The organism is Paenibacillus sp. GCM10028914 (assembly GCF_042666275.1).
Lineage (GTDB): Bacteria > Bacillota > Bacilli > Paenibacillales > Paenibacillaceae > Paenibacillus_AQ.
Genome location: NZ_JBHTFO010000016.1, coordinates 260,114 through 286,487 on the forward strand (window position 1 = coordinate 260,114; position 26,374 = coordinate 286,487).

The 26,374-nt window shown below is 43.6% G+C and carries 26 protein-coding genes; 18 read left to right on the plus strand and 8 right to left on the minus strand.

Features of this window, described 5'->3' with window-relative positions; genetic code table 11:
- Window positions 1–50 precede the first annotated feature (50 nt).
- The 5 genes from ACFQV5_RS16840 to ACFQV5_RS16860 all read left to right on the plus strand — a co-directional run bounded on the left by ACFQV5_RS16840 (window position 51) and on the right by ACFQV5_RS16860 (window position 4,056).
- Window positions 51–233, plus strand: coding sequence for a hypothetical protein (locus ACFQV5_RS16840; RefSeq protein WP_379248513.1), 183 nt, complete (start codon window positions 51–53; stop codon window positions 231–233).
- Between the two features lie 248 nt (window positions 234–481).
- On the plus strand, window positions 482–790 hold the full coding sequence (locus tag ACFQV5_RS16845; RefSeq protein ID WP_379248637.1) for an ArsR/SmtB family transcription factor: 309 nt from the start codon (window positions 482–484) through the stop codon (window positions 788–790).
- A 221-nt stretch (window positions 791–1,011) separates the two neighbouring features.
- Complete coding sequence (locus ACFQV5_RS16850) at window positions 1,012–1,986, plus strand: cation diffusion facilitator family transporter (protein ID WP_379248514.1); 975 nt, start codon at window positions 1,012–1,014, stop codon at window positions 1,984–1,986.
- Window positions 1,987–2,122: 136 nt separating this feature from the next.
- A complete protein-coding gene (locus tag ACFQV5_RS16855; protein WP_379248515.1) occupies window positions 2,123–2,713 on the plus strand; it encodes a YdhK family protein in 591 nt (196 codons plus the stop codon).
- A gap of 14 nt (window positions 2,714–2,727) precedes the next feature.
- Complete coding sequence (locus ACFQV5_RS16860; RefSeq protein ID WP_379248516.1) at window positions 2,728–4,056, plus strand: FAD-containing oxidoreductase; 1,329 nt, start codon at window positions 2,728–2,730, stop codon at window positions 4,054–4,056.
- 22 nt (window positions 4,057–4,078) lie between these two features.
- Here ACFQV5_RS16860 and ACFQV5_RS16865 read toward each other — a convergent pair whose 3' ends face one another.
- Window positions 4,079–5,272, minus strand: coding sequence for an ROK family protein (locus ACFQV5_RS16865; RefSeq protein WP_379248517.1), 1,194 nt, complete (start codon window positions 5,270–5,272; stop codon window positions 4,079–4,081).
- 259 nt (window positions 5,273–5,531) lie between these two features.
- On the opposite strand from ACFQV5_RS16865, the gene ACFQV5_RS16870 reads away from it, so the two are divergent.
- From ACFQV5_RS16870 to rbsK, 5 genes are all read left to right on the plus strand, one after another.
- Window positions 5,532–6,176, plus strand: a complete 645-nt coding sequence (locus ACFQV5_RS16870; RefSeq protein WP_379248518.1) for a chromate transporter — start codon at window positions 5,532–5,534, stop codon at window positions 6,174–6,176.
- A 25-nt stretch (window positions 6,177–6,201) separates the two neighbouring features.
- Entirely contained in the window at window positions 6,202–6,735 is a 534-nt protein-coding gene (locus ACFQV5_RS16875; RefSeq protein WP_379248519.1) for a chromate transporter, read from the plus strand.
- A 153-nt stretch (window positions 6,736–6,888) separates the two neighbouring features.
- Entirely contained in the window at window positions 6,889–7,728 is an 840-nt protein-coding gene (locus ACFQV5_RS16880) for a formylglycine-generating enzyme family protein (protein WP_483874806.1), read from the plus strand.
- 157 nt (window positions 7,729–7,885) lie between these two features.
- Complete coding sequence (locus ACFQV5_RS16885; protein WP_379248521.1) at window positions 7,886–8,872, plus strand: LacI family DNA-binding transcriptional regulator; 987 nt, start codon at window positions 7,886–7,888, stop codon at window positions 8,870–8,872.
- On the plus strand, window positions 8,869–9,747 hold the full coding sequence (rbsK, locus tag ACFQV5_RS16890) for a ribokinase (RefSeq protein ID WP_379248522.1): 879 nt from the start codon (window positions 8,869–8,871) through the stop codon (window positions 9,745–9,747). The genes ACFQV5_RS16885 and rbsK overlap by 4 nt, the downstream gene beginning before the upstream one ends.
- 102 nt (window positions 9,748–9,849) lie before the next feature.
- On the opposite strand, the gene ACFQV5_RS16895 is transcribed toward rbsK, so the two are convergent.
- The 5 genes from ACFQV5_RS16895 to ACFQV5_RS16915 form a co-directional block, all read right to left on the minus strand.
- On the minus strand, window positions 9,850–10,659 hold the full coding sequence (locus tag ACFQV5_RS16895) for an AraC family transcriptional regulator (RefSeq protein WP_379248523.1): 810 nt from the start codon (window positions 10,657–10,659) through the stop codon (window positions 9,850–9,852).
- Between the two features lie 97 nt (window positions 10,660–10,756).
- On the minus strand, window positions 10,757–11,683 hold the full coding sequence (locus ACFQV5_RS16900) for a phosphotransferase (protein ID WP_379248524.1): 927 nt from the start codon (window positions 11,681–11,683) through the stop codon (window positions 10,757–10,759).
- Window positions 11,684–12,064: 381 nt separating this feature from the next.
- Window positions 12,065–13,171 carry a Gfo/Idh/MocA family protein gene (locus tag ACFQV5_RS16905; protein WP_379248525.1) on the minus strand — a complete coding sequence of 369 codons (1,107 nt, stop codon included), beginning with the start codon at window positions 13,169–13,171 and terminating at the stop codon, window positions 12,065–12,067.
- A 14-nt stretch (window positions 13,172–13,185) separates the two neighbouring features.
- Window positions 13,186–13,863 (minus strand): ThuA domain-containing protein, encoded by a 678-nt coding sequence (locus ACFQV5_RS16910; RefSeq protein ID WP_379248526.1) that lies wholly within the window; start codon window positions 13,861–13,863, stop codon window positions 13,186–13,188.
- A gap of 23 nt (window positions 13,864–13,886) precedes the next feature.
- On the minus strand, window positions 13,887–15,047 hold the full coding sequence (locus ACFQV5_RS16915; protein ID WP_379248527.1) for a Gfo/Idh/MocA family protein: 1,161 nt from the start codon (window positions 15,045–15,047) through the stop codon (window positions 13,887–13,889).
- A gap of 194 nt (window positions 15,048–15,241) precedes the next feature.
- Here ACFQV5_RS16915 and ACFQV5_RS16920 point away from each other — a divergent pair, with 194 nt between their 5' ends.
- The 6 genes from ACFQV5_RS16920 to ACFQV5_RS16945 all read left to right on the plus strand — a co-directional run bounded on the left by ACFQV5_RS16920 (window position 15,242) and on the right by ACFQV5_RS16945 (window position 21,101).
- Window positions 15,242–15,937, plus strand: a complete 696-nt coding sequence (locus tag ACFQV5_RS16920; protein WP_379248528.1) for a hypothetical protein — start codon at window positions 15,242–15,244, stop codon at window positions 15,935–15,937.
- A gap of 317 nt (window positions 15,938–16,254) precedes the next feature.
- Window positions 16,255–16,791 carry a hypothetical protein gene (locus ACFQV5_RS16925; RefSeq protein WP_379248529.1) on the plus strand — a complete coding sequence of 179 codons (537 nt, stop codon included), beginning with the start codon at window positions 16,255–16,257 and terminating at the stop codon, window positions 16,789–16,791.
- A complete protein-coding gene (locus tag ACFQV5_RS16930) occupies window positions 16,791–17,453 on the plus strand; it encodes a PspA/IM30 family protein (protein ID WP_379248530.1) in 663 nt (220 codons plus the stop codon). Before ACFQV5_RS16925 ends, ACFQV5_RS16930 begins: the two co-directional genes overlap by 1 nt.
- A gap of 125 nt (window positions 17,454–17,578) precedes the next feature.
- Entirely contained in the window at window positions 17,579–18,346 is a 768-nt protein-coding gene (locus ACFQV5_RS16935; RefSeq protein WP_379248531.1) for a MerR family transcriptional regulator, read from the plus strand.
- A 188-nt stretch (window positions 18,347–18,534) separates the two neighbouring features.
- On the plus strand, window positions 18,535–19,950 hold the full coding sequence (locus ACFQV5_RS16940; protein WP_379248532.1) for an alanine/glycine:cation symporter family protein: 1,416 nt from the start codon (window positions 18,535–18,537) through the stop codon (window positions 19,948–19,950).
- 149 nt (window positions 19,951–20,099) lie between these two features.
- Window positions 20,100–21,101: an anti sigma factor C-terminal domain-containing protein gene (locus ACFQV5_RS16945; RefSeq protein WP_379248533.1), complete on the plus strand. Its 1,002-nt coding sequence runs from the start codon at window positions 20,100–20,102 to the stop codon at window positions 21,099–21,101.
- A 27-nt stretch (window positions 21,102–21,128) separates the two neighbouring features.
- Here the strand turns inward: ACFQV5_RS16945 and ACFQV5_RS16950 are convergent, their stop codons facing one another.
- Both ACFQV5_RS16950 and ACFQV5_RS16955 read right to left on the minus strand, forming a co-directional pair.
- Window positions 21,129–21,734 (minus strand): class I SAM-dependent methyltransferase, encoded by a 606-nt coding sequence (locus ACFQV5_RS16950; protein ID WP_379248534.1) that lies wholly within the window; start codon window positions 21,732–21,734, stop codon window positions 21,129–21,131.
- 121 nt (window positions 21,735–21,855) lie between these two features.
- Window positions 21,856–23,271 carry an NAD-dependent malic enzyme gene (locus ACFQV5_RS16955; RefSeq protein WP_379248535.1) on the minus strand — a complete coding sequence of 472 codons (1,416 nt, stop codon included), beginning with the start codon at window positions 23,269–23,271 and terminating at the stop codon, window positions 21,856–21,858.
- Window positions 23,272–23,489: 218 nt separating this feature from the next.
- On the opposite strand from ACFQV5_RS16955, the gene ACFQV5_RS16960 reads away from it, so the two are divergent.
- Together ACFQV5_RS16960 and ACFQV5_RS16965 are read left to right on the plus strand one after the other, a co-directional pair.
- A complete protein-coding gene (locus ACFQV5_RS16960) occupies window positions 23,490–23,768 on the plus strand; it encodes a hypothetical protein (protein WP_379248536.1) in 279 nt (92 codons plus the stop codon).
- Between the two features lie 515 nt (window positions 23,769–24,283).
- A complete protein-coding gene (locus ACFQV5_RS16965; protein WP_379248537.1) occupies window positions 24,284–26,251 on the plus strand; it encodes a methyl-accepting chemotaxis protein in 1,968 nt (655 codons plus the stop codon).
- Window positions 26,252–26,374 lie beyond the last annotated feature (123 nt).

The window sequence follows — 26,374 nt, forward strand, 5'->3', positions numbered from 1 at the left end:
GACAACAGAAGAATGGGAATAAATAAATCAATTTGATGGAGGTTATTCTAATGAGTAAAAAAGGATTTCAGTATGCTGTTGCGGTAGGAATGATGCTAGTTGTTAGCCCGATCATTTTGGAAAGGTTGGATGTGGTCATGAATGATTTCACTAGCGGGCTAATGACGGGTGGGGGATTGGGGTGCATACTTTTAGCACTTATCAAAATGCCGCGTAAGAGCACCAAAGGATAAGGATTGAAGATATAAGTGAGAGACCTTGATGACAAGAAACCTTGTCTATCAAGGTCTTTTATTTGCCTCCATTGGAACTATGTAATCTACGCAGAGGAGGGGCCTCTTAATCGTAATCCTTTCGTTTTTCATGATGCTACTATACAATAGAGGAGAAGGTGCGAATAGGATGGTGATTAAAAGTGGAGCACAAAGATCCTTTGGTTGAAGATTGTGACTTAGCATGTCCTGGATCAGAAGCTGATATCATGCAAGTGAAAGCAGCGATGATTGATGAATATGCAGCAATCCAAGTAGCGGACTGGTTCAAGGCATTTAGTGACCCTACACGAGTGAAGTTAATAAATGCTTTATTGCAGAGAGAACTATGTGTTCACGACCTTACTGTATTACTGGACATGGGGCAATCCGCGATCTCCCATCAGCTACGGTATCTTCGTAACATGAGAATCGTAAAACGCCGTAAAGTAGGAAAGACTGTTTTTTATTCTTTGGATGATTCCCATATTGAACAAATATTCACACAGACTCTTCAACATACATTACACGATAAATAAGTATTCTTTTGTATGAAAAATTAAATAAAGTAGAGCAAAGACCGTTTCATGGTATTTATACCTGAGACGGTCTTTTTAATTAACAAGGGAAAATACACCATTTATGATTGACACGAATGTTTCAGCGTGCATATAATATAAACAAACATATGAATGATTGCTCATATGTTTGTTTATGAGACAAATGAATCATTTTCATATTTTAAAGGGGGAAGAGTGAAATGTCTGGACACGACCACGGTCACACTCATGATCATGGGCATAACCACGTGCATACGAACAACAAGAAAGTATTGCTGATCTCATTCGCAATTATTAGCGTGTATATGCTTGTTGAAGCAGCTGGGGGATTTATTACAAATAGCTTGGCTTTGCTCTCTGATGCGGGCCACATGTTATCAGATTCCATTGCTTTAGGTATCGCTTTGCTCGCGTTCACAATTGGAGAAAAAGCGGTGAATACCGGAAAAACTTATGGATACCGGAGATTTGAAATATTAGCTGCAACATTAAACGGAATCACATTAATTGGAGTTGCGCTTTATATTTTTTATGAGGCAATAGATCGTTTCATCAACCCTCCAGAAGTTGCCACAATGGGAATGCTAATTATTAGTATTATTGGCCTGCTTATTAATGTTCTAGTCGCTTGGATTATGATGCGTGGAAGCGATACGGAGAATAACTTGAATATGCGCGGTGCTTATTTACATGTACTGAGTGATATGCTCGGTTCAGTTGGTGCGATTGCCGCGGCTTTATTGATGATGTTTTTTGGCTGGGGTTGGGCAGATCCGCTTGCTAGTGTTATTGTTGCAGCACTTGTACTGCGCAGTGGATACTTTGTCACAAAATCCTCCTTACATGTATTGATGGAAGGCGCGCCACAGAATGTTGATTTGAACGATATTGTTCAGACGATTCAAAAAGTAGACGGAGTGAAGAGAGTTCATGATGTCCATATCTGGTCCATCACAAGTAGCTTGAATGCTCTAACAGCTCATATTGTTGTCGATGGAAGTAAGACGATTTATGAAACAGAAGCCATTCTTCATACGATTGAACATCTTTTAGAACATAAAGATATTCAGCACACGACACTGCAAGTTGAATCAGAGAATCATATACATGACAACTCACTTCTGTGCACAGTCAAGGCAAGTGCCCCAGATGCACATGCGCATCATCATCATTAAAGTAATATGAACCATAGTTTCATGAGATTAGCCCCAAGGATGTTTATTAAACCTGTGAGAGGGTATTATATATTAGAGGCAGCTCTATACTATACCGGGGTATAGTAATTACATCATTTGAATTGAGGGATAAATCATGAAGAATAAAAAGTTTCTAACGGGAATTATATCATTGGCCACTGTTTTCACTCTAACTGCTTGTTCTGGAGGGGAAGCCGAAACCGCGAATGAACCTAATAATAATTCGACAAATATGGAAATGAACGATGATTCTGGCTCACATGCTGATATGAATCATTCAGGTTCAGGGGAAGTTCCCAAAGATTTAGCTGAGGCAAAAAATCCAGTATATCCGGTAAACAGTCAAGCGGTCATTAACACGGATCATATGAAAGGTATGAAAGGGGCAGTTGCCACTATTGCAGGTGCCTATGATACGACTGTATATACTGTTTCATATACCCCTACAACTGGCGGCGAAAAAGTAGAAGATCATAAATGGGTCATTCATGAAGAACTTGATAACCATGGGGCGGAACCATTTAAAGCTGGAGATGAGGTTGTGTTAAAAGCGGATCATATGAAAGGGATGGATGGTGCTACAGCTGTCATTGATTCGGCTAAACAGACAACCGTATATATGGTGACGTATCCGGACACAGAAACAGGAGAAGAAGTGGCGAATCATAAATGGGTAACCGAGGATGAATTAACGCCGGTTGAGTAAAGGAGGGGATAAATATGTTAGCTTTTGATGCAATTATTATTGGTTTCGGCAAGGCAGGAAAAACCTTAGCAGGTGCTCTAGCGAAAAAAGATTGGAAAGTGGCCATGATTGAAAAAGATCCGGAGATGTATGGCGGGACTTGTATCAACATCGCGTGTATTCCAACTAAAACGCTTGTACATGATGGATTGAAGAAAGTTCCCTACAGGGATGCAGTTGAACGAAAAGATCAGGTTGTGCAAAAGTTAAGAGCCACCAATTTCAAAAAGTTGGATGATCTTGAGCAGGTGACGATTATTAATTCGGAAGCTAAATTCCGATCCGATAAAGAAATAGAAGTAGAATGGAATGGGAAAATTGAAGTGCTTAAGGGAGAGCACATCTTTATTAATACAGGGGCAACCAGCGTTGTGCCACCAATAAAAGGGGATCTATCGTCGAATAAAGTTTATACAAGTACGACTTTAATTGAGACGAAAGAGCTTCCGGATAAACTAGTTATCATTGGCGGAGGGTACATCGGCTTGGAATATGCGTCCATGTATCAAAATTTCGGCTCGCAAGTCACAGTTGTGACGCCTGAATCGGAGCTTCTACCTCGTGAAGACCTAGAAATTGCTTCCGAGGTCAAAAAAGAATTGGAGAGCAAAGGGATCCGATTTATTTTTGAGGCGAAGGCTGAGGAAATTACTGAAGAAGAGAATGGTATGATCACATTAACTTTATCTAATCAAGAGAAGGTTAACGCAAATGCTGTACTAATCGCGACAGGCCGAAAGCCGAATGTTGAAAATCTAGGTTTAGATAATACAGGGATTGAAATGACTGAAGAGGGTGCTATTAGAGTAAATGATCATCTAGAAACGACGGTGCCTCATGTTTGGGCGATGGGTGATGTGAAGGGCGGCATGCAATTCACTTATATCTCCCTCGACGATTCTCGGATTGTCATGGATCATTTATTCGGTGACAAGAAGCGTTCCCTGGCAAGCCGCAATCATATTCCGTATTCTATTTTTATCGATCCTCCCTTATCAAGGGTTGGCATGACTGCGGCAGAGGCTGAAGAGCAGGGTTACGAAGTAGCAGAGGGTAGACTAAGGATTGCTACTCATCCTCGGGCACATGTCATCGACGATTTACGAGGATTATTTAAAGCAGTAGTAGATAAAAAAACAGGTAAAATTCTAGGTGCTACCCTCTTTGGTCCGGAATCGCATGAACTGATCAATTTAGTGAAACTGGCCATGGATTTGGATGTACCCTACAGTTATTTAAGAGATCAGGTATACAATCACCCTGTCATGAGTGAAGCCTTCAACGATCTATTTGCAATTAACTAATGTCTATGTGTGCACACGTTTCTTATAACTCCATAGTCTTCCACACATTCAAGGCGGCCCCTGTAACAACGGCGGCCTCTTTGAGTTCTCCTTTGGAGAATTGCGGTGTGTATTTCGGGTAGTAGTAGGCATTCTTCGTGGCAATTTCGGTAGCTGTTTCAAAATACATTTGGCTGGAATTGATCAGCGCACCGCCTAGAATAACCTTCTCCGGGTGAAAAATGTTGATCAGATTGGCAAGCCCGATTCCGAAATAAGTTGCGGATTGATTAAATAACTCCTGCGCGAAGGAATCACCGAGCCTTTGTGCTTGCAGCAGCAGATCAAAGTTGATCTGTTCAGGGGGGACTTCTTTATGATGAAGAAAAGGAAACCTGCCCATTTTCGCCTGTGCGCGTGCCTGTTTCTCAAGTGCTTCAATAGAAGCGTAGGCTTCGAGTGCCCCATAGTTGCCGGTATTATTTAGTCTTGGGCCATCAGTTTGGATGATCATTTGCCCAATTGATCCTTCCATATCCATGGTTCCATGAACAATTCGGCCGTGAGACATCATCGCAGAACGCAGGCTGACCCCGGCATGGACATACAGTGCATGCTGGATCTGGTCATGGCGTAGCGCCCATTGTTCACCGATTAATGCGGCATTGGCTCCGTTCTCAAGGATAACCCGCCAACCCGTTTCCTTCGCAAACAGGTCACAGATTGGAATGTTGCACCACCCCTTGGCAGGGAAATAGAGAGGATCCAGAATGGTCCCGGAAGTACGGTCCAAGGGACCGACAGCACCGATACCTAAGCCAAGCACTTTTTCATGTGGAATTCGGTGGTCCCTAAGAAAGTTCCGAATTTGCCGCATTGTGTACTCGAGGAAGCGCTCAGGCGTCATCGCCTCATCCATACGCCAATGTATGAGTGACTTGGGATTGAGCTGCATATCAAATAAACCAAGTGAGGAATGAATCCTTGATACTTCTAAACCAAAGATATATCCGTAATTCGCGTTGATCTGGTACAAAATTGGCCGTCTACCGCCCCGAGATGGTCCCAGGTCAGCAGCCTCGATCAGATCTTCCTCGATCATCTCCTCAAGCATCCGGGTTAAGGTGCTGCTTGTTAAGCTGGTATATGCTAAGAGATCGGCCTTGGCGACCGTCCCTTTTTCGGCAATTAGATTATATATGAGCTGCTTGGGCGTTGGGATGTGTTCATTCTGCATTGAATACTCCTTAAATACGCATTGTTAACCTGATTATAGCGGATGAAATGTTCTTTTTCCACGACTTACTTTATACCATAATAGTATAAAGTGCATTCCCGATAAGATGATAGAAATAATAAAGAACATGATTAAACCGGATTATTAGCATATTTTCGTTAACTTTAAATATTTTCTCATCGAAATCCGCTAAACATTATTCCAAAATGGAATAAAGATGATACAATGGAGTTAACGAGTAAAGGGAGATGGGGAAAGGATGAACAGGACAAAAGGGACGAGAGAAGATCGGAGCATGATTCTGCAGTTATTTGTTACCTTTTTTCGGATTGGTCCTTCAACGTTTGGCGGCGGTTACGCCATGATACCGGTGATTGAACGGGAGATATTGGAGAAGAAACAGTGGATTGATGAGAAGGAAATGGCGGACATGGTATCTCTCTCTGGATCGGCTCCTGGAGGTGTGGGCGTGAATGCAGCAGCCTTTGTCGGCTATCGAAAAGCGGGGCTAGCTGGAGCGGTTGCCGCAGTTGCAGGAATTACGCTTCCTACATTTTTGATTGTGATCGCGTTAAGTGTCTTTTACCTTCTCTTTCACGATAATCCTAAAGTTGGAGCTGCTTTGAAGGGGATTCAGGGGGCTGTAATCGCATTGATCCTGATGGCTGCATATCGTATGGCTAAACAAGCCGTATTTGATATGGCGACAGCTTTTATGTCCGTTAGTGCCGTGCTTATCTTGCTATTGGTTCCAATTAGTCCGATATATATGATTGCTTTTGGCTTGCTTGGGGGCATTGTTTTTGTGAAAGGGAAGGAATGGATTGGGCTTAAGGTAAGAACAGAGAAAGAACCTAATTCTATATCCAGCCAGGAGTCCTTCTATCCGGAATACTACATCTAATGTATCTATTGAAAGAAGGAGAGTTATGCTCTGGGAATTGTTTGTCACATTTTTAAAAATAGGCTTTGTCTCTTTCGGCGGGGGATATGCAGTTATTCCACTCATTGAATATGAAGTTTCGGAGAACGGGTGGCTGTCATCTGTACAATTTCAGGAAGCGGTCTCGCTTGCTGGTATGGCGCCAGGTCCCATTGCTACGAATAGCGCTACACTGATTGGCTACAAGGCAGCGGGACCTTTAGGTGCGATTATGTCCACTTTGGGGATGATATTGCCATCACTCGTGATCATCATCATACTTGCAGCTCTATTTTTTCGAGTTCAAAATAATAAATGGGTTAAATCGTCTTTTTATGGACTAAGACCAATCGTTACGGGCCTTATCGTCTATGCAGCAATACACTTCGGATTCTTAGGTAAGCAAGAATCAGGAATTACCTGGGCGACAGTCGGAACATTATTAATATGTGGGGTAAGTTTGTTCCTGCTTCTTAAATATAAGCTTCATCCATTTATACTTATTCTTGCGGCGGGGGTTGCAGGCATCGTATTATTCTAATAAACACGTTAAAAAATATTTGGAGGCATGGAAGTGAATAAACCAACATCCTGCTGTGCAGGTACGAGAGAACAAGTCACATTGCCAAATGCGGCAAACATGCAGCATGATGTTAGAACGACGGTAAAAGTAGAAAAGCCTCACTTCGATACGATGATAACAATTCCCGGCGGAGTTTTTGCGATGGGGACGGATACGAAAGAAGGTTTTCCTGCGGATGGGGAAGGGCCTGTTCGCCAGGTTGAGATCGATTCCTTTCAAATATCTCCGTATGCGGTTACAAATGCCGATTTTAAGCTTTTTGTGGACGCTACCGGCTATGTCACGGAAGCGGAACGTTTCGGTTGGTCTTATGTATTTCATCTTTTAGCCTCTGATCAGATTAAGGAATCTGTAGCAAACGTGCCGCAGGAAGTGCCTTGGTGGCTCGTTGTGGAAGGTGCATGCTGGAGTGCTCCGGAAGGACCGGATTCCCATATCGAAGATCGACTGAATCACCCTGTGACGCACATATCATGGAATGATGCGGAAGCTTACTGCAAATGGGCTGAGGTTCGATTGCCAACGGAAGCGGAGTGGGAATACGCAGCACGCGGAGGACTGGAGCGTAGAACATATCCTTGGGGAGATTTGCTGAAAGTGAACGGCGAACATCGCTGTAACATCTGGCAAGGGAAGTTTCCAACTCACAATAGCGCACTTGATGGATATGTAGGAACGGCACCTGTTGATGCTTATGAGCCAAATGGATATGGACTTTATAATATGTCAGGGAACGTTTGGGAATGGTGTACAGATTGGTTTAGCCCTTCATACCACCTCCAGACAGCCGCACGTAATCCGGAATTTAAACAGGCGACTGGTAGACGTTCTATGCGTGGCGGCTCGTATTTATGTCATCGGTCTTATTGTAATCGATATAGAGTAGCAGCAAGAAGCTCCAATACACCGGACAGCTCAACAGGGAACTGCGGGTTCCGAGTCGTTCGCTAGTACATCATTAGGAGAAAGAGATGTTGAAGGAATGAAGAGGGGGCAGAATGAAGTTGCACTCCTCTTTTTGTCAATGTGAAAACACACTTGCGGCTAAATCTATAATATGATAGTCTATATGTGTAACCGGTTACACATGGGATAAGGAGATTTGAATATGGCGACAATTAAAGAGGTAGCACTTACTGCGGGAGTATCCGTTGCGACAGTTTCACGTGTCCTGAATCAGAACGGATACGTTCATGAAGATACCCGCAGAAAAGTTGATGAAGCAATTCGTCAGCTGAACTACACACCGAATGAAGTAGCGCGTTCTTTATATAAGAGAAAGTCGAAACTCATCGGCTTGCTGCTTCCGGATATTACAAATCCATATTTCCCACAGTTGGCCCGTGGGGTTGAAGACGAAATGCAGGAGAATAACTATCGGTTAATCTTCGGAAACAGTGATGAAAGCCGGCAGAAGGAAATGGATTATATCCAGACCTTTGTTCAGAATAATGTAGTTGGTGTTATCTCATCTACGAATGACCCGGATGCAGACATTTATGCGGGGCTGAACATACCCGTCGTATTCTTGGACAGAACCTCCAGTGATCGACCTTCTGTTTATGCGGATGGCCGAGAAGGCGGCGGTATAGCTGCTCGGGAAATGGTTAAGCGCGGTAGCAAACGGATTACTGTACTGCAAGGTCCTGCGCATGTACGGCCAGCTTTGGACCGTTTTGAAGGAGCGATTGAGGTTCTTAAAGAATTGGGCGTCAGCCATGATGTACTTGAGACGACATCCTTTTCTTTAACCGAAGCAGAAGATTGGTCAAAAGAATTATTTCGGAAATACCCGGACACCGATGGCATTATAGCTAGTAATGATATGGTTGCATCCGCTGTGCTTCAGGAAACGCATCGGTTAGGGAAAAGGGTGCCGGAAGATGTACAGATTATTGGCTTTGATGATATTCCGTTAAGCAGATTGCTTGCTCCGTCGCTTTCAACGATTCATCAACCTGCGTATGAAATGGGACGGGAGGCCGCCCGTTTGCTTATTCAATATATTGAAGAGCAGCATATAGAAAATCATAGTAAGAAATTCCCTGTAAAATTTATCGAACGAGAGACAACTAGAAAGGTGGATCATAAATGACGAAAATTACAGTGGTAGGCAGCGCTTCAATGGACTTGGTGGTAACCTCGTCTATACGCCCGGGAGCAGGAGAAACCGTTCTTGGTGAAAGCTTCAAGACTGTTCCTGGAGGTAAGGGCGCCAATCAGGCGGTGGCGGCCGCTAGACTCGGAGCTGAGGTAACGATGATTGGGTGTGTTGGCGATGATCATCTCGGTAAATCTATTCTGGATAATTTTAAAGCGAACGGAATTAATACAGACTACATGGGAGTCATTGAAGGTATGGAGAGCGGTACAGCACACATCATCTTAGCAGAAGGCGATAACAGCATTGTGGTCGTTAAGGCAGCGAATGATCATGTAACACCTGATCATATTGATAAGGCAGTGGATGTCATTAAAGCATCGGATATTGTTCTGATTCAGCAAGAAATCCCTGAAGAAACCGTAGTTTACGTAAGTGAATTGTGTGGGAAATATAACGTTCCTCTTATGATCAATCCTGCTCCTGCCCGTTCGGTACCACAGGATGTCGTTGAACAGGCATCATATATTACACCGAATGAACATGAAGCAGATATTCTATTTGGAAAAGAGTCGCTGAGTGATGTGCTTCGTCGTTATCCGAACAAGCTGATTGTCACAGAAGGCAAGAAAGGCGTCCGCTATTTTGACGGTAAGGAAGAAGTCGTAGTGTCAGGATATAGCGTTGAGGCTGTTGATACAACAGGAGCTGGGGATACATTTAACGGAGCATTTGCGGTAGCGATTGCAGAAGGTATGAACATTAAGGATAGCTTGAAATTTGCGAATCGTGCAGCATCCCTGTCCGTTACGAAATTTGGAGCGCAAGGTGGTATGCCAACGCGCAGCGAAGTAGAAGAAAGTCTCTAGTATCACAATATAACGACATCAAATGAAAGCCTGCTGCTCCCGGATGTTATCTAGGGAGCGCAGGCTTTTTTTAGATTTAATAATGCCAAACTTACGTATGATTTATGATTTGCGTAATTTGGATGGTGTTCGTCCTCTCAAGGATTTATACACCCGATTGAATGTGCGAATACTCGAGAATCCACACTCTAGTGCAATGTCTGTGATACTGGCTTCAGTTGACTCTAATTTTATTTCTGCGAGTGATATTCTAACCGTATTTAAATAGGTCTTAAAGTTGATTCCGAGTGTGGACTTAAAGGTCCGGCTGAAATGATGAGGATCCATATTGAAATGCCGAGCGATGGATTCCAGTGTAATCTCTGTGCAGCAATTTTCTTCTATATATGAAAGAATCTTTTGCATTCGGGCTCTTTGTTCGAGAGGTTCCTTGTCCTGTGGAAGTGAAGGAATGTATCTTTGCAGCATCCCGCATAACTGAAGTAGTAGCCCTTTAGTAATCATGGCGAAGCCATTTAATGATTTCTTGTTGTTTTCCTGAAGGATCGAATACATTAGCTTGCTTACATGCTCTGTTTCTATGTTGCTGGTCACATATGGTGAGGTGAATTGGAATTCGTCGGGCCATATGCGCAAACCTCCAAGAAGCTCTGGTTTGAAAATGAGAACGATAACCTTCGAATCTGACCCGTCATTCTCAAAGTAATGGATATCATTGCTCCCACACACGACTAAATTCCCTTGGGAAACCCGCCGTTTTTCCTCATTCACGCCGATTATTAGAGAACCAGACTCCACATAAATAAGCTCAACTTCCGGATGGCAGTGGGCATGGAAGCTTATATCGTTTTGAGAAAAGATCTTCATCGGCAGCTCGCTGTCAAAATGCCAATCCTGATAAAAGAACTTCATGCTTCACGTTCACCACCATACGTCGTTAGGTCTAAAGGATAAGGATAAGGATAAGGATAAGGATCCTTCCAGCAATTTCATCATAGATAAGATGATTCTATTTGTCCAGAAGGAGAGTCTTCAATCGACCTTTTATATAATCATAGCTCGGTCTGGCATCCTGTTTAGCATAAAAACGGAGACCATCTACCGCTTTAAACAGCATGTAGCAGCGAAGACGTTCTTCGAAATGAGGAATGTCTATATCGTGTAATCTACATATGTCTTGTACTTTTCGAGGAAAATCGAGCGCAGGATGCCAGAAGTGAAGACCGGCAACGTCCATCATGAAATCACCATACATAGCCATCTCCCAGTCCACAATACCTGTAACCTTGTTCCCATCGGACAGCATATTGCCTAGATGAAAATCACCGTGTACAAGCAGCGGGCTCTTAGGGGCATATCGAAGTAACTTCATCATAGATGAGAAGCCCTCCTCAAATAGCGGTCGTTCCAAAAAACTTTCTTCGTATAACCGTGTCCAATCTTGATAAAAGTCATCTGGATCAATCGCAAAGAACTTCTCGATGGTCTCGGTCCATGATGTGGATGTGGTTTTACCCTTTGGAGAAATCCATCCGTAACCTAGGGTTTGGTTAATGTCCAGTTGACCTAACTTAACTAATTGTCTGGCTACATCCCTCAATATAAATTCTTGCTGGACGGGAGAGAAGGTGCTTATGGGCTTTCCGGCAGCTTTTTCTGTTATCGAAATGAATATACCGTCTAGTTCCTCAACCTCGATAACCTTTGGAATGGGTAGCCGGGAACCGTAGGTTTGATATATATAGTTTGCTTTTACCAATGAATCCTTTGTTTCTTTAAAATGAGCCACGTACGCATGACCGTTGCATTCGAAACTGAACACTTTGCTAAGTTCCCCCATCTCTATAGGGGAGAGACTAGTTATAGGACTGCCAAGAATAGTTGTTAATTTTTCCTTAGCACTATAAACATCCATACTTAATTTAAATGATTTCAAAAGATCATCTCCATTCAAATGTTTGATGAACTCGGTCAAAAGAACACAAAAAAGCCGTGACGAACCCTCCGGGATCAGTCACGGCTTAGAACCGTCTTAAGCAGTATAAAACACCCTTGCCAAGAGCGGTACATTCCAATCGTAGTTATGATGATCGAGTTCTTTTGAGACCTTATGCTTGAGAATGCTAATGAGAAATAAACGTCTATCGACGTATCGAAATTTCTCTAATTAGTGTCATCCATTTCAAGCACAGGCGCTATTCAATTATACTTATTGAATAGCGGTTAAGAACACGGTCATCATCATGATTGGAACACCTCCGTTGTTTGATTAGTTACATTGTAATTTATAATTTTTGGAAAATCAATGTTTTGAATCTTATATCGTTACTTCGTAAAACGGCTGTCCTACTAGTGGTTCTGCAGGTTCGCATGTACTCTTCATGTAGTAATAGCTGCCTGAATCAGATGAGAGCTGGAAGGCCCACATTGATTCCAGTACATGATAGGCTAGCTCACCGCTTGCACGATGTTGTCGGTTATTCATTATGGCATCTGCCATGTCTGCAGGTCCAATTCCTCGACTGTTACTGTCATGTCCCAGGATTAAAGGCTGTTCCGTCCAGCTCTTCTCGCCGAGCTTCCGGTACATTAAGGTTCCTCCAAATCCATTGGGGTCTGGAACGAGCAAACTGCCTTCGGTACCGTGAATTTCAATATGAGGAAGCGTACTGCCACCGAAGATATCGAAACTGGTAATCATCGTTGCTATGGCACCGTTATTAAACTCCATGGTTCCAGCAACATGGGTTGGAACGACAACGGGAATGCGCTGACCATACTTTTTCTCACTCGTGATGATCCGCTCAGGCAGAGCTTTGCTTGTCATACCAGCTACTCTTCGTACAGGACCGAGTAGTTGAATGAGAGCCGTTAAATAATAGGGACCCATATCAAACATCGGACCGCCGCCATCTGCGTAATAAAATTCCGGATCAGGATGCCAGAATTCATGACCGCGGCTCATCATGAAGGCGGTGGCCGAGACAGGACGGCCAATGGCACCTTCGTTAATCATTTTCAGAGCCGTTTGAATCCCTGCTCCGAGAAAAGTATCTGGCGCGCTGCCTACAAGCAGGCCTTTTTCAGCAGCGGTCTTCAGCACTTGCTGTCCTTCTTCAAGTGTTAGCGCAAGCGGCTTCTCTACATAGACATGCTTGCCGGCTTCTAGCGCTTGCAGGCTCACCTTAGCATGAACAGCTGGAATTGTAAGATTGATCACGAGATTAATTTCCGGATGGGCAAGAAGCTCTTCAACAGAACACGCCAATGGGATATTGTGCTTGTCAGCTTGATTTCTCGCTTTTTCAAGGTCGAGATCGGCGCAAGCGATGAGTTCCAGAGTATTGAATTTTTTGCAGTTCTCCAAGTAGATACCGCTAATGTTACCGCATCCGATGATGCCGACTTTGATGGTAGTTTGCATGATTGTGATCTCCTTTAATCCGTCTCAGCTATTGCTTTGCCTTCTGCCGCCCATAACAATCCTCTAGTCATCAGTTCTTTAACATCTGGAAGTTCGACAATGTTTGCCTGATGACCTAGTGAGTTGTAATACACTCTTCCGTGTCCCCAGCGCTTTGTCCAGACAACTGGCATATCGACAGCCTTATTGAACCGGTGAGGACCGTCAGCAACAGGGAAGCGGGTTGTGGCAAGCACCTCGACTGCTGGGTCTACGTGTAAGTAATATTGCTCTGACTCTACTGTGAAATTTTCAATTCCTTGGATGAGTGGGCTGGAGCTCTGCTTAATCTCTACGGAATACTTCACGCCATCATTACCGGGATGAGCTACCCACTGTCCGCCGGTCATAAACTGCCAGTCCACATTGTTACGGAATGAATCACACATTCCACCGTGACATCCTGCGAGTCCGGTACCGTTCTGTACCGCTTCCGATACATTCTGTACATACTCCTGTGGAATTTCTCCCATTGTCCACACGGGCACGATTAGATCTAATTGTTTCAGACTAGCTCCATCTGCAAAGGCATCAAGTGTATTTGAAACCTCGACTTGAAACTGGTGCTCTTTCAAAATTTCTGCGAAAATCGTTGCCACTTGCTGTGGTTGATGTCCGTCCCAGCCACCCCACACGATCAGTGCTTTTTTCATCGTAACTGCATCTCCATCCGTTGTTATAATTCAGAAATTTTCATCCAGCGACGTTCCTGTATGGATCGTTCAACAGCCTCAAGAACGATCTGACACTTAACACCATCATGGAAATTCGGTTCGGGTTGTCTATCTTCCGCAATGGCGCTAGTAAACTCCAGCATTTCGTGTATAAAGGTATGCTCAAATCCAATGGTGTGACCGGGAGGCCACCAAGCTTCCGAGTAGGCATGAGCAGGGTCAGTTGCTAGTACGCGGCGGAATCCCTGCACATCTTCGTCATCTGAAGTGAAGTAAACTTCAAGTTCGTTCATGCGCTCAAAATCAAATCTAACGCTGCCAAGACTACCATTAATCTCAAAAGAATTTGTGGATCGGTGTCCTGCAGCAAAGCGGGTAGCTTCAAAGCTACCAAGCGCACCATTCTTAAAGCGGGTCATAAACAAAGTGGCATCATCCACCGTGACTTTGTCTTTGGGAGCAGACTTGCTGCCTTTAGCACTGAGGCCAGTCATTTCTTCAGCAATCGGCCTTTCTTTAACGAAGGTTTCACTCATCCCGATCACTTCGTCTAGTTCACCGACGAGATAATGAGCCAGATCAATCAGGTGTGCACCCAGATCGCCGTGTGAACCTGAACCTGCGATATCCTTTTGCAACCGCCAGACGAGCGGGAAGTCCGGGTCTAAGATCCAATCCTGTAAGAACCAAGCGCGGAAATGATAAATTCCCCCTAGCCTTCCACTATCGATAAGCTTCTTAACGAGCTGAACAGCAGGGGAGAACCGGTAGTTAAAACCGGTCATATGTTTAATGCCAGCTTCTTCTGCAGCCTGCAGCATCTCCCGTGCGTCACTCAAAGTCAGCGCGAGAGGTTTTTCGCAGAAAATATGTTTACCTGCTTTGGCAGCAGCAAGTGCAATTTCTTTATGTGCATTACTAGGTGCATTAATATCAATAATATCGATATCATCTCTGGAGATTAATGTCTTCCAATCGGTTTCTGTTTCTGCCCACCCAAACTGGGAAGCAGCAAGCTCCAGCGCTTCTTGGTTACGGCCGCAGATGACGGCCATTTCAGGTTTGGTGGCATGAGGGAAGAACATTGGCAATGCACGGTAGGCATTACTGTGTGCTTTCCCCATAAACTTGTATCCGATCATTCCAATGCGAAGCTTTTTCATCGTAACCTCCTTAGTGAAAATATTAAGTTTTTCATGAGTAGGGGTGTAACGCTTTCATTATAAGAAATAAATGTATAACTCTCTCGCCAGTTTATGATGAACGATGGACAAAAATTGTCATACAGGCGTTATTTTTTCGTAGGGAGGGTACATAAAGATTAAAAGAATATCGTTACGCCGAAAGGGGAGATGATGTGGATTCCATCTTGTACATAATTATTGCTATGTTATATGTATTATTGTTCGTTTGGGGGATTGTGCTTTGGAAGCAGGATAACTCACCTGGTCTTCAGTATCTGTTACTTATCGTCACGGCGGCACTAGTATGGGATAACGGCATTATGGGTATAGGAAAATGGGCTGGAGAAGGGGAGTTATTAGAGAAATTGAATCTGGTCCGATTTTGGTTGCACGCCTTCTGTACCCCATTATTAACTATCGTCTCTTTAGGGCTGATTCAACGCTCAGGTAGTCGCTGGGCTCACAAACGGGTGGCTCGATGGGGAACGTGGATTTTCACAGCAGCGCTCATCGTACTGGAAGTTGCTACGGAAACTGTATCTTTGACGCTAAAGCCTATTCTGGAGTATGGAGCCTTGCGTTATGTACCAGCAGAGGAATCATCGGGTCCCCCTCTTATGGTTATGCTCATCTTAATCCCGTTGTTTACGGCTGGAATAATACTGTGGAAGAGGAAGGTTACTTCTGTGTTGTTCTGGGGCACGCTCATTATGACGATTGGCAGCGCGGTTCCTATTCCTATCCAGAGTTCAGCAGCAACAAATATATTCGAGATTGTACTGATTACATCATTATGGCTTTCCATTCGAAAATTAGCGCATATCCGTCTAACTCATAAAATACAGCATGATCCTATTAAGTCTCCTTGACTTAATAGGATTTTTTATTTGAAGTTACTTAGACATTTTCAGTGAACGTTCAGCCAAGCCTAAGCGTCTCATAATCTGCCTCTAAGTTCTTTCTCAGGTTATCGCCCTATACTCGGTTATGTAAGACACAACAAACCAAATAAAAGGAGCGACGAAGTATGAATCATGTTGGAAGAAAAGTATTAATAGGCAGCATTGCTGCCAGCGTGGTTTTAGGAGGGGCCGGGTATATGCAGAATAAAACATTTGCAGCCAGCTCGGATTCGTCCTCCACTGCAGTAAATCAATGAACTTGAGAAAGGAAAGGAAGAGGAGAGATGAAACAGAAACGGGGAATGTCGTGGTTATGGATCGGGATTTCCGCAATTGTATTCATATGGCTTGGTCTTAAGACCATTGGTTATATAGCTCATCTAGGACATGTAGATATGCCCCGCGGATTTGGACGGGGACATCAATTTGGTCAAGGAGGATGGGGCTACCACTTTAAATCTCATCATGGATTAGGGCTGATGGGGATGTCAGCTATCGCTATGGTATTGATAAAAGTCGTTCTGCTTGGTGTATTTGCTGTTGTTTGGGCAAAGGCAACAGGGCTGTTGAAATGGGGAGGAGCTGTGCTGACTGGATTGTCGTTAATGAGTCTGTTAACTCCATTCTGGGGATTGGTTGTAATGCTTTTGCTGTTCCTCGCTCAAGGAAGAATGAAACGTATAAACGACAATTATGGAAACCAGCCTTTCATAGGAGAATATCCAGTGAGCAGGATGAATGTACCTGTAACATCATCCTATGAACGTGGCAGATTGCTTGATGAATGGGAGAAGCGCAATTATAAGGAGGAGAAACAATAATGGGTATTTTTACAAGAGTGAAAGAGATGGCAACAGCTGATATGAATCATATGTTGGACCGTATGGAGGATCCGATTCGTATGGCCAAGCAGTATATCCGTCAGGTAGAGGAACAGTTAGATCAGACTCGTCAGGCATTGTTACAACAGCTCACTGCTGAGCAGCAGTATGACAAAATGATTGCAAGGTCTGAAGAAATGGCTGTGAAAAGGCTTCGCCAAGCGGAGCTGGCCATAGAACGTGAAGAGGAATCCATAGCTGAAATGGCCGTTCAGGACAAGCTTTATCATCAGCAGATGATAGAAGAATATGAATTGCAACGGGAAGTCATACGTCAGAACGTAAAGGCATTGAGAGAGCAAATTGTTCAATTGACGGATATGCATCAGGATTTGCTGAATCGTTTGTTCTTTCTCGAATCTCGCATTCATGCCGCTCAATCGATGAAGACGGCCTCATCCGTTGTAGGGAGTCTTGACATGGATAGGCTAACAAGAGGCTTTACCCGTGTGGAAGAAAGAGTGCGTAACTTGGAGGCGGGACAGAGTATTCCGTATTATGGTTCACCTGGATTTCAGGCGCAAGGAAAGTTGGATGAGTTTGAAGCACATGAAAGAGTCAAAGCTGAACTTAACAAGCTGAAGGAGAACAAAGGACAGTAATGAAGTAGTTGAAAGACAAAAATCGGTACCTATACAGGTATCGATTTTTTTAAGGTTAGAGAATAATAGTTGTTGACCTTTACGTTACGTTAAGGTGTAGAGTGAAGTTGTCAGGAGGTGAACCCATGGAATACACCGTTCAGAAGCTGGGACAGCTTGCAGGGATAAGTACTAGAACGCTTCGATACTATGATGAGATTGGTATTTTGAAGCCAAAGAGATTGAGCTCGTCAGGCTATCGTATATACGGGCAGGCAGAAGTGGACAGATTGCAGCAAATTTTATTTTACAGAGAACTCGGGCTACATCTGGACAAAATTAAAGAAATCATGACATCACCTTCTTTTGATCCTGTGGTTGCCCTTCGACAGCATCGAGAGCAGCTTCTGGATAAAAGAAGACAGTTGGATTTATTAATAGGGAATGTGGATAAGACAATTGCATCCGCAGAAGGAGGAAGTTTGATGAGTGATCAAGAGAAGTTTGAAGGATTTAAGCAGACAATGATTGATGATAATGAGAAGAAGTATGGTAAAGAAATTCGTAAAAAATATGGGGATGACGCGATTGATCGATCCAATGTTAAGCTGCAGGGAATGACACCTGAGCGATATCAAGAGGTTACTCGCCTTGAAAATGAAGTGAAAGTTACACTTGCTGAGGCTCTCAAGCAAGGGGATCCGGCTGGGGAATTGGCTCAACAAGCAGCAGATCTTCACAAACAATGGCTTATGTTTTATTGGAGTGATTACAGCAAAGAAGCGCATGCGGGTCTTGCCCAAATGTATGTAGAGGATGAGCGATTTAAGGCATATTATGATGCAGAGCAGCCTGGTTCGGCGGAATTTTTACGAGATGCCATCTTGATTTATACAGGAATCTCACAACAATAGAAATATGATGTAGAACTTTAGGCCATCCTAATTGATATCGATCAATGGGATGGTCTTATTTGATTGGCTATACAGAGCCTGCTTTCCATTCCATAATTAACCTCTTGTTTTTGAGGGAAGTTAGCAGGTTATAATATGATTTTCAGATTGTTATTTTAAGACTATATTTTGAACGAAAGGAACATCATATGGAGCAGACATTACAATACTATATTGATATTTTGAATGATTTCATTTGGTCGAAACTGTTAATTATTATGCTGATCGGTGGAGGTCTGTATTTCACTTTCAGAACGAAATTTATGCAATTTCGTCTGTTTAATGAAATGATTCGTGTTATAAGAGAATCCAAGGATCGTGGGTCAGACAGTATTTCTTCTTTCCAGGCTTTTGCGATTAGTATGGCAGCCCGTGTGGGGACAGGAAATATTACAGGTGTTGCACTGGCTATATCGCTTGGTGGCCCCGGAGCTGTATTTTGGATGTGGGTCATTGCGATTATTGGATCGGCATCTAGCTTTATCGAGAGTACTTTAGCTCAGATATACAAGGTTAGAGATCACAAGACAGGCGGTTTCCGCGGAGGACCAGCTTATTACATGGAGCTTGGTTTAAAGAAACGCTGGATGGGGGCGCTGTTTGCTGTGCTCATCACGTTGTCCTTCGGTCTTGTATTTAATGCCGTTCAGTCCAATACGATTAGTGTTGCTTTTGAGAATTCGTTCGGTATTGACCGATTTACGCTTGGAATCATTATGGCTCTGGTATTTGCAGTCATTATTTTTGGCGGCGTGAAACGAATCGCGAAATGGTCCGAATGGATCGTCATTGTTTTGGCTGTTATTTATGTTGGTACGGCGTTGTTCATTGTAGTAGCTAATATTACTAAATTGCCAGAGGTACTATCTCTTATCGTGAAAAGTGCGTTTGGTTTAGAGCAAGCTTTCGGGGGAGCCGTAGGTGCGGCCCTCATGAACGGGATCAAGCGTGGTCTATTCTCAAATGAAGCGGGTATGGGTAGCGCACCAAACGCTGCAGCAACAGCAACGACAAGCCATCCTGCTAAGCAGGGACTCATCCAGTCTCTTGGCGTATTGATGGATACTTTAGTTATCTGTACAAGTACTGCTTTTATTATCTTGTTTACAGGTGCGTACAAGCAGACCGGGCTGGATGGCATTGAGTTGACTCAGGCTGCGCTCGGCATGCAGCTCGGCTCATGGGCTTCCGATTTCTTGGCGATTATGATCTTCTTGTTTGCCTTCAGTACTCTGCTGGGTAACTATTACTACGGAGAAACTAACATTGAATTCCTTAACTCCAAGCGAATTTGGGTATGGTTATACAGAGGCTGTGTGCTTGGTATGGTGCTCTTCGGATCTGTAACCAGTGTGCAGTTAGTGTGGAATATGGCTGATCTGTTTATGGGTATGATGGCGATTGTGAACTTGATCGCGATCACACTGCTCTCCAAGTTCGCGATTGCGGCGCTTAAAGACTATACGAAACAGAAGAAAGCGGGACTTGATCCTGTTTTCACAAAAAACAGTATTGAAGGTCTCCATAATGTGGAGTGCTGGGACGATTCAACGGATAAGAATTAATAATATGAATGATTAAGTATATACGCTGTATTTGCGGCTGTTTGCCGCGGATACGGCGTTTTTTCTTGTTGTACATTATAACTTTTAGAGGGAAGGGGGGTTATACAGATAAAAGAATGGGGGAAAGCGTGTCTATGGGTGATGTGAAGATGACTGAAACAAAAGCATTCTCGTCGGAATCATTGGAGCAGAAGAAGCGCCGGATGATATGGAGTAACAGGATCAAGCTGGGTATAAGGATAATTGGGATTGCAATTTTGGTATTTTTCCTATTTTCGATATACAGGGGATTAACTTACTTCTATTTTGACAGATCAGGAAAAAGCTTTCAGTTCGAGCGTGCTGTTATCACCCTTGTAGAGTTGCATGGGGATGGATTGAAAGTAGATAAAGATATCAGATTAATTAAGGTGAGCCCGCTGCTTAAACAATCGATCACTGCAAAAGTATATCGACAAGTCGGAGAACAAAAACGAATCATAGGTGAATTGCACGCAGAACAAAGTCTGTTCGGTGAGATCAGGTATACATTAGACGATAATCCTCAATATTTAAACGGCAATACGTTGAATCTTTGGGTACCGATGTCTGTTATTTATGGAGGTGGGGAGAAGGCTCTAAAGAGGGAAGAAGAAGCGATTAAACAATTGGGTCATATTGAGGACGGTTTTGTGTCGGAGATGAGTTTTACGCTAACTAAGGCAATGCCGCCCCAGCAGCTCGCTGAGCTTTTGTCTGACTATGATCTGTGGATCACAGCAATGCCCATGTACTCGGGAGAAATGAAGGAAGTGAAACTATCTAACTATTCAACGAGCGGTGATTCCATGTATGTACCTCATTTAACCCTTCGGCCCTTTTTCAGTTACTCAGAAGACGGGTTAGGGAGAACAGAAGCCACGAGCATAAGCACAGATGATATTGATATGGCTAGCCAACAAATGATGAAGGATTTGGAGTGGTTAACTACGCATGTGAATTATAATGGAGTACAGGAGGATAAACAGCGGCTCACGTTTCTGAAGAATAACGGTATCCAAGTGTACGGTGCGGTCGTTACCGGACCTGTTAGAGAACTGGAAAAATTGAAAGAAGTACCCGCATTTCACAACTTCGGATTAGGCCAGATTGAGGTGTGGAATTGGAAGTAGCGGATCTGAAGGCATAATCGCTGTCGTCTAAGTAGCTCTTGCCCATATGAGATGAACCATACCACCATAATAGCGCTCCGTCTTTATAATCTCTATATCTGAAGATTGCACGATACCAAGAATATCCCGATTAAAGTGGCAGCCGGATATACGGCGCGCAGCGGGATTGAGGAGATGCTGTGTTATGCCAAGCAGCTTGATATGACTGATCCCATGTTCGAGCAAATAAATGCGTCCTCCCGGCTTGCACCAGCGGTTTAGCTTGTTTACCACTTGCAGAGGGTCATCGTATCCGCACAGAGATAAGGTGGATACGACACAGTCGAAGGATCTTTCAGGAAGCTGAAGTGTCTCGATGTCATGCTGCTGGAATGATACCTTGAGATCCAGATCCGCGGCCATTCGTTGTGCGCTTTTTAGCATTTCTGGACTGAAATCAACAGCGGTCAGGTCAACCGTTTCCCGATTGTAATAAGGGAAATTAGCCCCGGCGCCGACAGCAACTTCCAGCACTTTTCCATCAAGATCTTGAAGCAGACGACTTCGCCATTCGCCAAGTGTACGCTGTCTACTGTTTCTCTCATACATGGACGCCTGCTTGTTGAATTTTCGAACGAGCGTGCTTTTTTTCATTTCATTTACTCCTTTAGGTGTAATCGAATTATTTCAAACTCGCTAATGTGCAGGACGCCTAGAGAATTATTATAAAAAGACCGGGTGAGTTATAGTCATCCGGTCTTTAGAGAGGCTGGGTTTATTCTCTTGGATATCTTCGGGCAACGCCGGAACGGATCGCTGCTTTCACAACGAGTTCACGAATAGCTTTAACGACATTCTGGTTGAAAACACTAGGAATGATATACGAAGGATTACGTTCCTCATCGGATACAGCAGAGGCGATTGCTTCTGCAGCTGCTAACTTCATTTCCTCGTTAATCGTTGTTGCTCTACAGTCCAAAGCTGCACGGAAAATTCCCGGGAAACATAACACATTGTTAATCTGGTTCGGATAATCCGAACGACCAGTAGCAATGACGCCTACGATATCCTCTACCTCTTCTGGACGGATCTCTGGCGTCGGGTTAGCCATTGCGAACACGATAGGTTTATCGGCCATCGAGAGCACATCCTCACGTGTAAGCAGTCCGCCTGCGGAAAGGCCTATAAATACATCGGCTCCTCTAATGACATCCCGCAATGAACCTTGAACACGATGTGGATTGGTGTTCTCGGCATACCATTGCCACATGCTGTTACTATAGCTGTTCCCGGATGCTAGGGCGCCTTCCCGGTCTACACCGATAATTTCTTTAACTCCTGCGGACAACAGTATTTTACTACAAGCAACCCCTGCTGCCCCGATACCGCAGACAATAACTTTGGCTTGATCAATGGTTTTGCCTACAACTTTAAGAGCGTTAATTAGTGCAGCATACAACACTACGGCTGTCCCATGCTGATCGTCATGGAAGACCGGAATATCAAGTTCATCGCGTAGTCTTTCTTCAATTTCGAAGCAGCGCGGAGAAGCAATATCCTCCAAATTGATACCACCAAAGGCTGGTGCAATCGCTTTGATACAGGAGATGATCTCCTCTGTATCCTGCGTGTCCAAACAAATGGGGAAGGAATCAACGCCAGCAAGTTGTTTGAATAGCATCGACTTACCTTCCATGACAGGCATGGCGGCATAGGGACCGATATTACCCAGTCCTAGTACGGCGCTTCCATCAGAAATGACGGCAACTGTATTTCTTTTAATTGTTAAAGTATATGCTTTCCTTGGATCTTCTTGAATAGCCGAACATACCCGGGCTACATCAGGCGTATATACACGGGACAGGTCGTCACGGTTTTGAATCGGTATTTTGGGTTGGGTTTCGATTTTTCCACCCAGGTGCAGCAGGAAGGTTCGGTCCGATATATTAACGAGCCGGACACCTTGTAAGTTCTTGATTGCGGTAGTGATCTTGCTGATATCAACGCTATCTGTGACCGTAATCGTAATATCGCGGACGGTGATATGCCCGCTGGCCTGAATAACATCGATCGCTACTATATCGCCGCCAGCTTCAAAAATGGTAGCAGCGACCTGTCCGAATTTGATTTCCTGGGTGTTCATTTCAAGTCTGAGAATGATGCTTTTTCCCCCGAGTCCAGTGTTCTCCATGGTTACCTCCATCATTGTATTCAGATAAGTTGCAACTTCATTAACAACAGTTCGAGAAGAGAGTTGTGTATTCCTGTTTATATATTCTGAAAAATATTTCCTACCAGATACATTTTGGACAAATAGGGTGTATATAAAACAGGGTCACGGAGCGTTTTATCTGATCCCTCCTTTCTGTGTTACAATGGCGATAATATAATAAATAGGAGCTGAGAACAATGAACAAAACACTAAACGAGCAGGAGCTTGTCGATTATATTGTGAGCCAAACGAAGGCCACCCCACAGAACATTCGCCTCGTGCTGAAGCATGAGCAAGTATATATCGATAATGCACATAAAGGCGCCAAAGGAGATATTGACATCGACAGTGATGATCTTGTGGATTACGTCATGAGTCGCAAAGATGTTAAGCTGGACGAGTTGACCGTGGAGAATATTTTGGATACAGAGATGGATTATCTTGTGAAAAAAGGACTCGCAGGTTATATGGATTAAGATATATGAAGTGATGAAAGGCCCATGTTTTCTCTAAAGAGAAGACATGGGCCTTTTTGTGTATTCGTGATGTAAATCAGAATTTAAATGAGTTGCACATTAATACCATAAAAAGGGTGTAGAGGGAGTTTGTTTAGTATTTATTTTGTTATTTCTTACTTTGTTATGTAGATATTCCATGAAAAAAGAAAAAAAATTAAATTTTATACTTAGGACTAAAGGAGGTACTGTGGTTGCGCGATTCCTGGGATTATAGACTTATTTTGTATGCGCTATCAAATCGTCGCACTTTATAGTTTTTTTGAAAAAGTGCAATTTTTTACTGAAATAGTCGATCAAAGCTGCCGATAAAAACAAAAGTGGAGTCTTACCGCCCAATTTATCCCACACATTTTGCTGAATATGCCAATTTTGGATGGAGATCCTTGTCCCGTTACAAAAAAAAGAGATTGCGCAAAAAAGTGGACAAATGACCGGATAGGGCCCCGGAACTATATTGGGGAGGGTTTATTACGATGCTTAAAGGTCTTAAGCAAAAATTTATTTTTATGATTGTTCTGCTTTTGTTGCTCAGTCTGGAATCTGTCTCCTTCGTAAGTTACAACAGTGCTTCCAGCCTGTTGAAAGAAAGCATTGATAAAGAGGCTTTGATGAGTGCGGAAAACTTGGCGATGAATATCAATGAATTCATTGATACTAAAATCGCGAAAGTGGAGTCTATCGGTAAACTGATCTCGGGAAATAAAGAAGAAGACTTGAAATTGATTCAGAAGGCGCAAGAGCTCAATGAGGAATATGAAACCTTCTTCTTCTCGTATGATCTGACAGGCAAGAACGTAATTAACTTTCTCGGAGAAACAACCGATGTATCTGACCGTGTCCATTATCAGGAGTCTGGTAAGGGAGAAGGGAAGATCGTAGTTTCTGAACCTGTGGTATCCAAACGGACCGGTAATAATATCGTTACGATGATTCTTCCGCTGATGAAAGACGGCAAACAGTATGGTTACATGGGATCTACACTCCCAATTAACGAAGTTCAAAAGAGTGTATCCACTCAAACTTTCGGTAAGACGGGCTATGCGTTTTTGCTAAGCAAAACAGGTACATTTATGTGGCATCCTGAGAAGGAATTGGTACTGCAAAAAACCGTTCAAGATCAAAACATTAAGCCAGTCATTGCCGCTTATGATCAAGCTGTTCATGGCAAATCGGGTGTGCTGAGTTATACCAAGAACAATAAAGAATATTCGGGTGCGTACGCGCCGTCAACTTATAACTGGGGTGTGTTTGTAACGGCTCCTACGAAAGAGCTGCATGCTCCAATCGATGAGCTGACCAAAACGCTTGTCATCATTTCGATCATTGCTTTGTTAGTGGCTATCGTAATAGCTTACCTGTTCACTGTTCGTCTAGTTCGTCCAATCCAGAAGCTGAATTCGGCTGTGAAGGAAGTAGCTCAGGGAGATTTGACAAAGACGATACAAGTTCATGGAAAAGACGAAGTGGCTGTATTATCGTCTGACTTTAACCAAACGGTAGCTCACTTGAAACACCTGATTGAGGGAGTAACCGATTCTTCAAACCAGGTTATTCACGTAACTAAAGTTGTCTCCAGCGGCATCGATTCCGCGAAGAAAAGTGTTAATGTAATTGGCTCCTCCATTCGCCAAATTGCTGATGGAGCGAATACTCATGCATCCAGCTCAGAAGAAATTGCGATGTCGATGAGTGATATGGCAAGCGGTGTTGTGAAAATTGCCGAAACCTCCTCAATGGTTTCAGAAGCTGCCCAGGAAGCAGCGGGTCAAGCTGAGACGGGTGCGGCTGTAGTTGAACAGGCTGTTATCCAGATCGGTAACATTGGAGAAGGTACGACCAAGGTAGGTACGGCTATAGAACGTCTGAATGAACGCTCCCATGAAATTGAGGAAATTTTGAGCTTTATTACAGAGATTACTTCAAGAATTCGTTTATTGTCTCTGAATGCATCGATTGAAGCAGCTAGAGCGGGTGAACATGGACGCGGATTTGCTGTCGTAGCCGAAGAGGTTAAGAAGCTAGCCGGGCAATCGGAGGAATCTACGGATCAAATCGCTCGTCTCATTTCGGAGATCCGTGAGGATACGCTAAATGCTGTTCAAGTGATGGATGTGAGCCGTAAAGATGTTCAGGAAGGCATCACGCTGATCGAAGATGTGCGCGAGAAGTTTGCTAACATTCTTCATGCTTCACGCAATGTTGCAGAGCACATTCTTGAAGTGTCTGCCGCTTCGGAAGAAATGTCAGCAGGCTCGGAACAGGTAAGTGCATCGGTAGAAGAAATGAAGTCTATTGCAAGTCTGACTTCGAATGATGCTAGTAAAGCGGCCGAGGCTGCCGAAGAGCAAATCGGGTCAATCAGTGAAATTTCATCTTCGGTAGAGCAGCTGGAATCCGTTGTCGGAGAACTTCGTAAAGAGCTTTCCAAGTTTAAGGTTTAATGAATATACTGCCTGCGACTCTCAAGCCTGTCTACAGACTTGAAAGGGGTGATGCCTGTAAGAAAAGGCTTGAGAAAGCAGCAGTAGATTAATAGAGCAACACCGTAGTCAAGCTTGGAGGGC